Source organism: Candidatus Jordarchaeum sp., from assembly GCF_052745115.1.
Genome location: NZ_JBRAKS010000076.1, coordinates 1 through 13,423, shown reverse-complemented (window position 1 = coordinate 13,423; position 13,423 = coordinate 1). Strand labels below are relative to the sequence as shown.

Below are 13,423 nucleotides of genomic sequence, written 5' to 3'. Positions count from 1 at the left end.
GCGTGTCACCGCAGCCTCGGAAAGTGTTCATGAAGTTGAAAGAGACCATTCCAAACCTCGAAGTGTACAAAAGACTTTTTACGCCCGAAAAATCTTCAAAAAATATATGTATTCTTTTTTCAATTTTTGATCGATAAATAAAATTGGGACCCATTGCATCTAGATAGATTTCTAACTGCTTTTTAAAAAGAGATTAGCTCTTTTTTATAACTTTTCTTCCAGATCTTGGAGCTGGTTCATTTACATCTTTTCCAGGATCGTAGTCTAATGCTTTTTTTGAAAGTTCACTTAGTCTATGGAATAATAGGCTTGGTCCCGGATCTAAAAAGTTGCATGCTGAATCACAATTGCCACAATTTATACATGATTCACCCATGTGCCCCATTCGTTGTAAGAAATATAAAATAGGTTCTATTTCTTTCCTCTGCTTAATTACAGTACAATCTATGCAGACACAGATTGGGCATGCTCTGATGCAATTTCCACACTTTCTACAATTCTCAATTAAGTTTTTGAAATAGCTATATCTCTCTTCTTCAGAGTTTTTATCAAAATTTTTAAACTGTTTGACTTTATACCTTTCCGCCTTCAAACTCGATAAATCCATATTTCTATTTACACGATTTAATATTTCCTCATTAATCTCTTCTAGGTTTAATTCTGATGAGCTTAACTGAATAATTTTTAGCCCTTTTTCCGAGTTTATGTTTATTAATGTTTTTGTTTTATCTTTGTCCTTAATAACTTGGAATGAAATGTCCGAAATATTGGGTTCTCTTTCTCCACATCTTTTACAACTTTCTTCTAAATCCAGTTTTTCCCCAAAAATATAACTCCTATTTCTACCTTCAATAATAATATTATACTTATTACCTTCTATCATCTCATTAGTTACTTTACTTGCATCCACTTGCTCTTCCTCTAAATTTTTTTGAACCTTTTTTGGTGATATCTTGCCTTGGCACTCCTCTCCTAAAATTACCAAATTATCTAAATTTATTTGCTTTCTTTTTGCTAGTTCAACTATAGCTCTTACATCGCATGGCTTTGCTATAACAACCACTTTTTCAGCGTTTTTCAGATTCTGCTGGATATACTTCGGTACACTATTGAGTCCCGAAAGATAATACGCACTAAATTGAGAAAGAGGTATGGAGTTTATTTGATCTGGTTGTTCTATGATTACTGGAACCAGACTGTACCTGTCCTTTTTTTCTTGAAAAGATACTACTTTTTCTGCGAGTTTATTTTCTAGTGTTTTTCTTAGAATTGTTTGGATAGTTCCTCCTCCATATGTTGCAGATAATTTCTCATCTTTACTGCTTGCTATTATAGAGTCGCCTATCTTCAAATTAGAAGCTTCCATTTAGTATTTTTATGTGAAAGTGTATTAGTTGTAGCTTCCCCTTGCCTGCAGGGGGTAGTTACCTCATAGTCAAAGGTTTACCTAATGAGGTTCATCCTACTTAGCTTTTAACTTCCCTAATTGGGTTAGGTCCTAGTTTAGCAATTTTTTCTGTCACTTCTTTGACTATTTCTGTGAACAGTACTCCTTCCGCTGAGGAGCAATAATAAATTTGCAGTCGCTCCTCGCTTAATCCTATAGCTTGTAATACCTGTTTTAGATATTCAACCTGTTTAGTTGCAAATATATTACCCGTTTCGTAGTCACATTCTCCCAGTCGTCAACCTATTAGAAGCACCCCATCTGCACCCTTGCACAAAGCTCTTAGTATATAATCAGGATGTACGACGCCTAAGCATCTCACCCTAATTGTTCTTACTGATGGCGGATATTGAAACCTAATTGTTCCAGCCATATCCGCTGCTCCATATCCTCACTTCATGCATAAGAACGCAGCAATCTTGGGAGTAAAAATCTCAGACTTTAAGCTCATAACAAACACCTCGACTAAGTTGCAAACAGAGAATCGATGTACGCTTCAAACTGTTTTGGCCTATAAAACCTTACGGTTATGGCTCTAGAAGGACACATTGAGGCACAGGATCCACAACCCTTACAGATTATCTCGTTAATCTCAATGGCTCCATTCTTAGTTGTGATTGCATTCATTGGACAAGCTTCTATGCACATTTTGCACAGGTTACAACGATCTTTATCAACTGTAGCTGATACTAGCTCTAATGTATACCTACCCTTAATCAAAGGTATCGCGGCTGCTGATGCAGCACCCCTAGCTTGAGCGACCGCTTCAGCCACAGATTTAGGACCCTGTGCGGCTCCCGCAATATAAATTCCGGGAATCTTGGTATCTATTGGGCTAAGCGCTGAGTGTCTCTCTTTATAGAAACCATCAGGGCTTCTATCTAAGCGGAGAACACTTGCCAGTTTTTCGGAGTCTGTGGATGGAACCATTGCAACCGAAAGAACCACTAGATCGGCTTCTATCCTTTTTATCTCACTATTTAGAGTGTCTTCAACCCTAACAATCAATTTCTTTGTTTCGGGATCCTCCCTAACTGAGCCAACGTTTCCTCTGATGAATTTTATGTTATATTCCCTAGCCCTTGTATAATACTCCTCCCAAGCCTTTCCTGCACACCTTATGTCCATGTAACAGATTGTTACGTCTACGTTTGGGTATTCCTGTTTTATTAGCTTTGCGTTTTTTATAGCCACCATGCAGCACACGTCTGAACAATACTGATTGGAATTCAAATCCCGGGAGCCAACACACTGGATCATGACAATACTTTCAGGCTCATTCAAATCTGATATTTTCACCAAGTGGCCATCAGTAGGACCATTAGGCGCTAGCAATCGCTCCAATTGAAGCTGTGTAATAACATTCTCGTATTTGCCGTAACCAAATTTTCCTTCTGGATTATACTGGTCATATCCGGTTGCAACTACGATTGTTCCTACACTTACCTCTATTTTCTCTTCCTTTTGGTTCCAATCTATTGCTTCGAATTCGCATGCTTTTTCGCAGAGGCGGCACTTTGTGCAGTGTTCCATGTCGATTGTAGCTATTTTGGGTACTGCTTGTGGGAAAGGAATATAGATAGCTTTTCTAGTTCCCATATTTTCATCGAACTCTTTTGGCCTGAATACTGGGCATACCTCTTCGCAGGCACCACAGCCACTGCATTTTTCCTTAATGACGTATCTAGGTTTCTGCTTTATTATTACCCTAAAGTTACCCAAGTATCCCTCTATCTTCTCTACTTCTGCATAAGTTAGTAGTTTAATATTCGGGTTTTTTGCTACTTCTAGCATTTTGGGACCTAGAATTCATATCGAACAGTCATCGGTTGGGAAAGTTCTGTCTAATTGTGCCATCTTCCCCCCTATACTAGGGTTATTTTCAACGAGGAACACATCGAAGCCATCATTTGCTAGGTCTAGAGCTGCCTGTATTCCTGCGATTCCTCCTCCGATAACTAGTGATTTTCTTTCTACTGGTATTATTCTTATTGGTATCTCTTCAATAAAGTTTGCCCGGGCAACTCCGGCTCTAACAAGGTCTTTAGCTTTTTCCAGCGCTTCTTCTGGTTGATCCCTGTGAACATAAGCATCTTGTTCCCGTATGTTTACGAATTCCAGCAATCCCGGATTTAATCCTGCATCCTCTAGCACTGATTTAAATACTGATTCGTGAGTCACAGGAGTACAAGAAGCAACTACTACGCGGTTAAGACTGTGTTGATTTATTTTTTCTATGATAAGCTTAGCACCTGCTTCCGTACAAAGTGAGTTTGACTCCTCAGCTACAACAACGTTTTCAAGCGTAGAAGCATATTCTTTTAACGCTGTAACATCAATGACGCCTCTTATATTGATGCCTCAGCCGCAGACAAAAACGCCTATGTGAATATCACTTTTTTCAGAAATTTTTCAAACACCTCCACTTAGAACTGCTATTTTTATCAAGGAACAAATCTTTTAACATAATATAATCTTTTCGTAATTTAAAAAATGATTAAGACTTGATATGTTTCATCACGGGGAACACGAGATTATATGGTACTCACATTAAATGATCTCTTAATCTAAAATATCTGGTTTTTAATTGAAATTTTCATTATACTAATTTACTTTAATTGTACGCATTTCTTACAAATATCCAATTCAAATATTCCGTTTCTAATATCTTTCCTAACTTTTTTATAAAAAGGCTTGTTCCAAATTTGAATTAAGGACTCTTTTTCTACATTTCCAAAAACAACTGAACTGAAATAATCATTGCAACACAATACCACATTTCCTTTGCAATCGATAACCACTACATCCGAAGGAGCTCTGCATCTCTCAAATTTTATCGCCACTGGGGGATTTACTAGACCTCCTCTATTGAAAAGGGGTGTTTCAGGTCTAACTTTAAAATACGCTATTTTCTCCATCAAATCAGGTTTATCTTTTAAATAATCCATTAACAGACGCATATTCTTAGACATTGAATTTCCATGTTTAGTAATGCAAAATAGATTTACTCTTGATTTAATCAATTTGTTGAATAACTCTGTTGTTAACGGGTCTCCGTTGGAAAAAATTACTATTTTTGAATAGGGTAGCTTTTTTCTCGTATACTTTATCAGATCTGGTAATCGTTTATCTAAAAGTGGTTCTCCATAAAAATGGGGGCTTACTCTTCCTCTAAAACCTATGCCTGCAAGTTCGTCAATAATTTTTTTATAACATTTTTCACTCATTAAGTGTTTGCCTCTATCATATTGGTAATTTGGACAATAAACACATTTTCGATTACATTCTGTGATCGTTTCAATTTCAATAATCGAGAAAAAATCCAAACTTCCAACTGTAATTAAATTTCTAAATTTGAAAAAGATTTTCATAAAGGAGGGTAAAGCAAATAATGGTATTACTTTCATGATGATCCTATGTAGTATTTTGAATAGATTATCTCTAATTTTTAACATTTAACGTCACTGTATTTTTATCTATTGATAAATCCCTAGTAATCCAGTAATGGTGTATGTCTAAAGATAATTTGTTAATTCGCATGGTTAGTACTGTTTTATATTTTTTGGGGTTTTCTTAACTTATCTATTATTTCTTGCCAAATTTCTGTGTGTTCTCCAGAAAAATTAATCTTCTCTCTTTTTATTTCTATCACATCTTTTGCTGGACAACTATTTACACAAGCTCCACAGAGAATACATTTTTCTTTATCAACTTCAATTTTTGCCGATTTTTCCCAGCTTTGTTTTTTTGGAATAGATAATGCTCCAACTGGGCAAATCTGGATACATGTAGAACATCCGCCAGGACAGTTTTCAGGCTTTATGATTATTTCCCCCTCAAAAAATTTGTAAGCTTTATTTCCGGTCTCTACACAATCCACTTCAATTTTTTCAATTTTTGGGAGGGCCTTATTCTCCTGAATTATCAGTTTATGTTCGCCATCTATTGTCAATTCAATACATCCAAATGGGCAAAATATTTCACATATACCGCAGAAAGAACACTTTTTATGATCGATTAGCACCGTGGGAGCTTTTGTTAAACCCTTTCGAGACGCTCCAACCGGACCACGTTCAATGGCTTCCATCGGACAAATAGCCATACATATTCCACACCCAACACACTTATTGCGATCAAGTGTTAATTTAAGATGTTTTTTTAACATTCTTAATTCAATTACAATTTTATCAGCCTCAATTTGTCTTAAGAAAGCCGGGATGGGCAAAGCAAACACCTAACTATGTTTATAAAATTATAAGATACATAAAATTATAATACCTTTAAAACTATCGAATTATTAACAAAATAACGGAAATTTTTTATAAACAAACTATAATTGTAGAATAGCAATTTATAAAATATAATATATAGTGTAAAAATCATATGAAGAAATTCTCTTATTTAGCCGTAATAACTCGGGGATTTAATACAATAATAAAAATTTTCTTGAACGAGGTGTTTAGATGGGTTATGAGTCGCCCACCGCAGGATCAAAAAATTCAACTAACAGTAAGCAATTGATAGATGAAGATAAGGATTCGATTAGCTTCATTTCTCAGAAATTAGAGTATGTATTTGGTGAATCTTTAGGGGAAATAATAGAAAAACAGGCAAGCAAAGTAAAGTTAATAGAAATTAAAGTAAAGTCACCTATGCGTAAGCATTTTGGAGGAAAAGAGGTTGATGGAGTTTGGATACCTCAATTTCCTTTAAAGCTTTATAAGCGTGCGGAGTTAGTCTTCCAATTAAAAAATGTACATGAAGCCTACGAGCTCATAAAATCAATAAAGGAAGAAAACAAAAGAATTAGAGAAGAACAAAAATCACTTGAACCTTATAACACTTATAGGGGGCAATACATGGTAACAGAGATGGCAGTACTATTCGACGACCCCTACAGAACCTTTCTATATGCAAATTTCAGCCCAAAAAAGAAATTATACTTTATGACTTATCTATGCGAAAAATGGCCCTCCGAAGGAGTACCGGCTTTCCATCCTGAAATAGAAAAACGCTTCAAAAAAGCAGGTTACACCAAGATAGAAAACCGCGATGAAATTTACAAGAGAGTAAAAATGTATTTGCCTGATGAAAGTTTCATCTATTTCGGCTAGTATTAAAGTTAACATGAAGCTCAAGTTTTGCGGTTTATAAGTAAGATATTAGTTTCTCTTATGCCTTATAGCATTTATGATACCGATTATCGATTACCCCAAGGTCGTCAGGCAATTCGCCTTCTACTTCCATCCCGACTTCTCCTACCACCAAGCGAAGAGGTTCCAACAATACCTAACGGGAATAATCACGGGAAGAAAAGCCACAGTGAGAAGCATAGCCTCAAGGCTCATCGATCCCGCAGACCAGAGCACCCCTCAACCGGTTCCTGACCCAGCACCATTGGGACGAGGAGGAGCTGAACCGGAGGAGACTGGAACTCCTCCAGTCTATGAAGGAAACGCGGTGGCGCAGGAACGGCGTGGTGGCCATAGACGACACACTTCTTCCCAAGACTGGTGAGGAGATTCCCGGAGCCGGAAAGTTCTGGGACCACAACTCAAACTCCATCGTCTACGGTCAGATCCTAGTCACAAGCCACTTGCGTCGACCGGGATAAAGACTACCCGATAGACTTCAGACAGTACTTCAAACAGGGGAGCCCAGAAGCGGTGAAGTACGGCTTTTAGAACAAAGGTGGATTTAGCCCTGGAGCTTGTGGACTACTGTGAGACGCTGGGGGTCCCCGTCGAAACCCAAGTCTTCGACACTTGGTTCCTCTGCAGGAAGCTGGCGAAATACAGAGTCCTATGAGAAAAGCTGGGTGGGACGACTGAAGTCGAACCGTATAGTCTACCACAAGAACCAAAGGACGAGTGTTAAAGAGTTCGGGAAGACTTTGCCGAGGAAGGATTTCCGGGAGGTGGAGGTTCTGGGCAAGAGCTACTGGGTCTGCATTCGGACTCTGGAGGTCAACAAGCTGGGACAGGTTAGGATTGTGGTATGCTATGACAACAAGGATCTTGAGGGAGAACCGGTCTACCTAGCTACGAACAGGCTTCACTGGGACGCCAGTAGGGTGGTCTTCTGCTATAGCCTCTAGGTTCCGCATAGAAAACTTTTATAGGGATACTAAACAAAACCTTAGTTTGGGAGGCTGTCAGCTTTAGATCACTTAAAGGGCACCAAGAGGCATTGGCTGCTCGTGTTCCTAGCGTACAGTCTCCTCAAACTCATGATTTGCAGGAGTAGGCTCTATAAGAGGGTTAAGTCCGATTGAGACCATCGGGGCGGAGTACCGGCAGACTTTCATGGACCTACTACAGAGCATCATCCAGTGGGTCTACCAGATAGCCACTAACGGGACGCCGATTGAGCAAGTAGTGAGTGTGATACTGAAATGACCTACTACCTTAAATACCGCAAAACTTGAGATGAAGTTTAAATTTCTAATAGTTGACTCTCTCCGCGACTAAAGTCGGGGGCTTTCCCGCCAAAGATTCCTGTAAAATCGCATATAAAAATACGAGAATAGAATTATATTCAAATAAGTTGTGTTTTAGTCATTTAAATCGATAAATTAATACTGTTTATCAGTGGTCGTCAGATATTTTTACTTCAAATTTTCTTATACACTTCTGTAGACAATTTTTCTTGTTAGATTATATTTATAATTGTTAATTTGAATATTATAAGATATATATCAAGATAAGGTGAGGTCTTCTGTCTCAACCTACAACAGAAGTTGGTTATTTATCAGTAATTAAGCCCAAGGATTGGACATTACGTGAAAGAGCAACCCGGCTTTTTACCTATCCTTTTAATCCCCCTTCTGCCAAATCTATGGCTTTGATGGGATTGCTATTAAGCCTAATAATGGGCATGCTTTCCTATGTTCCAAGAGGTGATTTAACCGAAATTCTATATTATGGGATTATAATTGGTGTTTTGGTATTTGCTGTTCCCATGTTTATCTCTTCCCTTTTATTTTACGCAGTTGGAAAAATTAAAAGCCCCATTTTTTCGTTATCTCGTTCTCTTGCCTTTTCTTTGATTTTTGTTGCCATTTGGGAATTTTTGTTTTTTCTGGGCTCATTTACCTCCGCTTTTTTTGGTATTTCCGAAATTTTCATAATAGCTACTCTTTTTGGTGCAGCATTTATTTACGCACTTTGTTTAGTTATTTTGATCACTATTTCCACTTTTGGGAATCCTCTTAGTATACTACTCTCAAGCATACTTCCCATTTTTGGCATAACCTCCTTCGCTCTAATTATGGGTAACTTCAAAAATATTTTTCTTATTCCTTGGTTGCTGTATTTTGCTATCGCAGCGGCTATTCTTACAATACCAAATTTTGTTGCGTTTTACATGATTGAGAAACCAGTTAAACGAAGAATAGGTGTGAGCGGTTATGAACTAATCCGTGGTTTTTTCCTAGAGTGGATCCTCAGAGATCCACAGAAAATAGAGAGTATTACAGACAAGTTTGGAGAGAAAGCAGATCTACCTGCTTTACTTTTAGTATTCAGATCGAAAAATAACCAAAAATTGAAAGGCATAATTTTTTCCTCCTTCATACATTATGGTCCTTTTAAGGAAACAGGCTCATCCGCTCTCCCAATTCTCCTATCACAAAAAATTGAGAAGAAAAACAACACTATACTTACTGTTACACACGGTGCATGCACTCATGGACAAAATCTTTGCAGTACAAAAGAAACTCGAAGAGCAATTAATCAAATCATAAAAGAATTAGATAGGGTCGAATTTAACACATTAACTACACCTTTTATAAGAGTCCATGAGAAGGACGTTAAAATACTTTCTGCAATTTTAGGAAATATAATAATCTTAATTTCAACCAGAGCCCTCGAGATAACTGATGATATTAATTTGAAGGTAGGCTTGTCAGCCTTAGAGATGGCACATAAAGAAATGGAAAAGCATAGCTTGAAAAATAATAAAGCTTTTCTTGTTGATTCACATAACTGTATTCTCGATCGTGAAGTCCTAATCGAGCCTGATACTCCTGCTGCTGAAAATCTTTTAAAAGCTGTCCAAAAATCTATCCAAGAACTATCTAAAACAATTAACGTCCATAAAATAAGATACGGAGTATCAAGAACTAAATATCCTGAATTTTATCGAGAATACGGGTTGGGGGAATTAGGAATAACGGTTAACCTTATTGAAGCTTCATGGTCTGATGGAAAAAGGCTAAAAGCCTCAAAAAAGTTCCAGGAAAAAAAATGGAGACAGAGAACTGCACTTATAGTAATCGATGGAAACAATATGATCATAGGACTTAGAAACAAAATAATTAGTCGCCTCTTAGAAGAAAAACTAGTTGATGAAGCCGAAGTACTAACCACAGACACACACACTGTGAACGCCTCTTCAATGAACCAACCAGACTACTATCCCGTGGGCAGAGCAATAAACCATGATGATCTAATCGAAGAAATATTAAAGAACACAAAAAAGGCTCTAGAGGACTTGGAAGAGGTAGAAATTGGAGCAAAAATTTTTAATATCAATAACTTAAAAATTTGGACGGATAAAAAACTAAATATGTTTTTGGAAGGAATCGAAGAAACGGCCAACACATTAAAAAAAATCACTATACCCTTTTTTGTGAGCGGAGTTTCCTTAGCCTTACTTTGGCTAATACTAGTGGTTTAAAACACAGCTTTTTCGAGTGATAAATTTGCCACATAACTAGAGAGCCCAATTCGAAAGGTGTTATAAAAAAGCTTGGAAACTGGGTAATTCCTTAAAAAAACTGTTAAACGAATCTAGTTTACGAATCAAATTCTGCAATTTTGCCCATTCTAAGTTCATTGTAGCGGATGGCTTAATGGTGTGGAGAGGTCGTGCCAATTTGACCAGTGGTGGCTTTTCGGGTAAACGCGATATAACCGAAATAACTAATGATGAATTTACTGTGAATTATTATTCTACAATCTTTGAAGAGCGCTGGAGAAATATGAGTGAAAGTTGCCAAGACTGCGCGGAGAAATCTTGTTTTAAAAAAATATTCAATTTTTAACAATAAAAACTAAACAAATAACTTTTAAATTAATATATAAAAATGTATTAATAAACTATATACCCAATCCATAACTAAATTTAGTTATGAGAATTTGATTATTTTCCCAATACTTTTAAATAGTATATTACATTTTAATGCACTTGGACGAGGTGCCATTTTAACAATGGGCAATATTTATGGCTTAAAACGTTTAGTTCTTGATGTTCTTAAACCACACCAACCAGTTCTACCCGATTTTGCCGAAACTTTAGGAAAGCTGGATGGCGTAATGGGGATTAATATTACGCTTATCGAGGTTGATGCTGAAACCGAAAGTGTAAAAATAACGGTTGAGGGAAACAATCTAAATTACAATCAAATCAAGGAAAAAATTGACAGCCTAGGGGCCGTAATTCACTCAGTAGACCAAGTTGTGGCGGGAACCACCGTTGTTGAAGAGGTGAGAACCGCCCAAGATAATCATTACTAAGCTAAGAAGCCGAGTATTTGCGTTTCGGCAAAGCGAACACATACAGAAGAATGGTTGGAGTACATACCTATTAAGTATTACATCTTATGTAAGCAAAATTATTAAAACTTTTATAGAACAACAGATTGAATGAAAACTCACCTAGAAGGCATTCTACCCAGAATTTTTTTTGCTATTGAGAATGTTTCCTTAACCTCTTGGACTGTGGCTACACCAACTGCTACCGCATCTATGCACTCATATGAAAAAAGGTACTCTAGAGCCTCTCTTGGTTTGAGGCGTCCAGCAGCTAAAGGTTTCATAGCTATAAAAGATTTTCCGCTCTCCCCTACCACTTTAAAAACAGTTTCTTTGTTTCCCATAAGGAATCCTGCCGCATTAAATGGTAGCAAAACAACCGAGAAATCAAGTCCAGTTCCAAGCAAATTAGGGAGAGTGCGATCAGGACTATGTGTAGCAACACCTGGTATAAATCCCAAATCTCTAATCTTTCTAAACCAGAATTCCAATATTTCGAAATTTAATCTGTCTGTTTCTTCGCCGTGTAATAAAATTGCCTTAGTGGGCAAATTACTCAAACAATCTAATCCCTCTTCTGGTCTATCAAAAGGAAGACTTCCCACAATTATTAGTTCTACGCCCGTTTCTATTTGTGCCTGGCTAATAGCTTCAGCAATTTCTGGATAAGCTACAAGCTGAACTCCTCTTATTCCTATATTTATGGCCTCAATTACTAAATCTGTAATATTTTGAGGATTCTCAAAAAATTGTTTATAATACTGGTAGGCTCTGACACCGAATTGTCCGGCTCCTAGGAATGGTGATGTGCCCAGCAGTATTCGCGGGATTTTTTCGTCTTCCAATTTAAAAGTCGGGAAGCTTTCCTGAGTTTTCACTTGTGTACCTCTAATAAATTTAAATGTATTTTTTTATTTCCTGACTCATATATTCTGAGACGATTCTGCGTATCTCCTGTTTGAAAACGTTGGGTACTATTTTTAACCTTTCAACTAATCTATCAACTATCCCGTCGATGGCTTCGTCCTCGTTGAATGTTTCAACACCAAGAAGGGTTCTTACCATTAACTCCTCAACGGTGAGACGTACAACTGATAATATTACAGAGTTTATGATTCCTTCCGGTTCAATATAGTAAGGAAAATGGCGGTAATCGTATATTCTTATGAGTCCCAATTTTTCCGTTATATTCTCGGAATACCAGTCTAGTGATGTGGCTTTGATTCCAAACTGTTCTGCGAACTCCTGTTTAGAGGTATGATTTGCAAAAGAAAAGGGATGTCTACTTATCAGGTATAAGGCTGCAATAAACATGGCGTCTTCTTCTTTAGGTAGCTTAGCCACCTGAAGATACTTGTTAATTAAGGAAAGAGCTCCAAAAGCCAAAGCGTCTCGAACATCATTTTTAACATAATATTTATAAGCTTCCTTTATAAGACGGAGGTGTTCGGCTCTGTCAGCTTCGGAAAATTTTTTTTCAAATGCGTCCCGGTAAGCCACATTTTGCACCCCCTGTGTTATCCATTTACCAAACTATTTCGATGTAACTAAACATAAATCTTTCGAAAGAATTTCAAATATTAAATTGTATTGGAATTTGAAAATATAATATTTTCTAATCTATAACCAAATTCTACTAATTTTATATCACTTCTTTATCACATTTATTACAAAAATCTCAAATAATTATTACATTATTACTTAATTTTTGAATAATTAACTGTGATTTAGACATTTATTTCTTTTTTTTAGACGGTTTTTGTTTCTGTTGATAGATTTTTTCTAGGGTCCAGCGTATGGTGTTTTTTATTTCCTCTTCTCTATTTTTATCACCATAATTCCTTATCACGATTTCTTCAAGAATATCATCAGGAGCCTTTATTTTAAATCTAATAGCTTTTTTTTCGTCGAGCTTTCCTTGCTTAACTAGTTCCTCATCAGCTGTTACCATATTGGACAAAATTTTTCCAGTGAAAAATGATGCAAAGGGAGGAGATCTAATATCAAACTCAGAATCTGGGTTTGGCTTAATTGAAATCATATCCTTATATATGTTCATTTCACCCAACAACACACCGTCCTTGGAGACTATTTGGAAAACTTCTTCTTCTCCCTCTATTTTCTTCATCCCTTCAACAACTTCCGCCGCCGTTTTAAAGCTCTCCTGCATTAAAAGTTCATCAACAAGGCCTAGAAACCTCTTATAGCGTTCTAGCTCTTCCTTTCTCTTTTCTATCTCTTCTTCTAAATAGGCTTTTAAGTCTGCAAGAGCCTCAACATCCATTTCACATAACCTCTATCTAAATCCTTAAGCTTGTAAAAAATTAATTTAACCCATAAATTATACTAATAATTAAAACGATTTTTACTTATTTATGTTTCCACTAAGTGTAGAAGTTAGGGACATTTGTCACCCCTTGCTGTTAATTGGTAGGATGTC

The 13,423-nt window shown here is 36.8% G+C and carries 13 protein-coding genes and 1 pseudogene; 6 read left to right on the top strand and 8 right to left on the bottom strand.

All coding sequences use genetic code 11. From position 1 onward, the window contains the following. Nucleotides 1–193 precede the first annotated feature (193 nt). From ACUVXA_RS07415 to ACUVXA_RS07395, 5 genes and pseudogenes are all read right to left on the bottom strand, one after another. Nucleotides 194–1,351 (bottom strand): Coenzyme F420 hydrogenase/dehydrogenase, beta subunit C-terminal domain, encoded by a 1,158-nt coding sequence (locus tag ACUVXA_RS07415; RefSeq protein ID WP_445870609.1) that lies wholly within the window; start codon nt 1,349–1,351, stop codon nt 194–196. Between the two features lie 115 nt (nt 1,352–1,466). Beyond that, nucleotides 1,467–1,823, bottom strand: a pseudogene (locus ACUVXA_RS07410) (hydrogenase iron-sulfur subunit); the annotation flags it as partial. 89 nt (nt 1,824–1,912) lie between these two features. Then, nucleotides 1,913–3,805 (bottom strand): 4Fe-4S binding protein, encoded by a 1,893-nt coding sequence (locus ACUVXA_RS07405; RefSeq protein WP_445870612.1) that lies wholly within the window; start codon nt 3,803–3,805, stop codon nt 1,913–1,915. A gap of 251 nt (nt 3,806–4,056) precedes the next feature. Then, complete coding sequence (locus ACUVXA_RS07400) at nt 4,057–4,902, bottom strand: radical SAM/SPASM domain-containing protein (protein ID WP_445870608.1); 846 nt, start codon at nt 4,900–4,902, stop codon at nt 4,057–4,059. A gap of 98 nt (nt 4,903–5,000) precedes the next feature. Beyond that, entirely contained in the window at nt 5,001–5,612 is a 612-nt protein-coding gene (locus tag ACUVXA_RS07395) for a 4Fe-4S binding protein (protein WP_445870607.1), read from the bottom strand. 298 nt (nt 5,613–5,910) lie between these two features. Between ACUVXA_RS07395 and ACUVXA_RS07390 the strand changes: the two genes are divergently transcribed. The 6 genes from ACUVXA_RS07390 (at nt 5,911) to ACUVXA_RS07365 (ending at nt 10,965) form a co-directional block, all read left to right on the top strand. Then, nucleotides 5,911–6,561, top strand: a complete 651-nt coding sequence (locus ACUVXA_RS07390) for a hypothetical protein (RefSeq protein ID WP_445870606.1) — start codon at nt 5,911–5,913, stop codon at nt 6,559–6,561. A gap of 236 nt (nt 6,562–6,797) precedes the next feature. Further along, entirely contained in the window at nt 6,798–7,061 is a 264-nt protein-coding gene (locus tag ACUVXA_RS07385; protein WP_445870611.1) for a transposase, read from the top strand. Between the two features lie 279 nt (nt 7,062–7,340). Continuing rightward, entirely contained in the window at nt 7,341–7,544 is a 204-nt protein-coding gene (locus ACUVXA_RS07380) for a hypothetical protein (protein ID WP_445870605.1), read from the top strand. Nucleotides 7,545–8,284: 740 nt separating this feature from the next. Then, nucleotides 8,285–10,126, top strand: coding sequence for a DUF2070 family protein (locus tag ACUVXA_RS07375; protein WP_445870604.1), 1,842 nt, complete (start codon nt 8,285–8,287; stop codon nt 10,124–10,126). 79 nt (nt 10,127–10,205) lie between these two features. Further along, nucleotides 10,206–10,493 (top strand): phospholipase D-like domain-containing protein, encoded by a 288-nt coding sequence (locus ACUVXA_RS07370; protein WP_445870610.1) that lies wholly within the window; start codon nt 10,206–10,208, stop codon nt 10,491–10,493. 166 nt (nt 10,494–10,659) lie between these two features. Further along, nucleotides 10,660–10,965 (top strand): DUF211 domain-containing protein, encoded by a 306-nt coding sequence (locus ACUVXA_RS07365; protein ID WP_445870603.1) that lies wholly within the window; start codon nt 10,660–10,662, stop codon nt 10,963–10,965. A 137-nt stretch (nt 10,966–11,102) separates the two neighbouring features. Here ACUVXA_RS07365 and ACUVXA_RS07360 read toward each other — a convergent pair whose 3' ends face one another. The 3 genes from ACUVXA_RS07360 to ACUVXA_RS07350 all read right to left on the bottom strand — a co-directional run bounded on the left by ACUVXA_RS07360 (nt 11,103) and on the right by ACUVXA_RS07350 (nt 13,267). After that, nucleotides 11,103–11,861, bottom strand: coding sequence for a hypothetical protein (locus ACUVXA_RS07360; protein WP_445870602.1), 759 nt, complete (start codon nt 11,859–11,861; stop codon nt 11,103–11,105). A gap of 19 nt (nt 11,862–11,880) precedes the next feature. After that, on the bottom strand, nt 11,881–12,483 hold the full coding sequence (locus ACUVXA_RS07355; protein WP_445870601.1) for a hypothetical protein: 603 nt from the start codon (nt 12,481–12,483) through the stop codon (nt 11,881–11,883). Between the two features lie 235 nt (nt 12,484–12,718). Further along, nucleotides 12,719–13,267, bottom strand: coding sequence for a hypothetical protein (locus tag ACUVXA_RS07350; protein WP_445870600.1), 549 nt, complete (start codon nt 13,265–13,267; stop codon nt 12,719–12,721). Between the last annotated feature and the right edge of the window lie 156 nt (nt 13,268–13,423).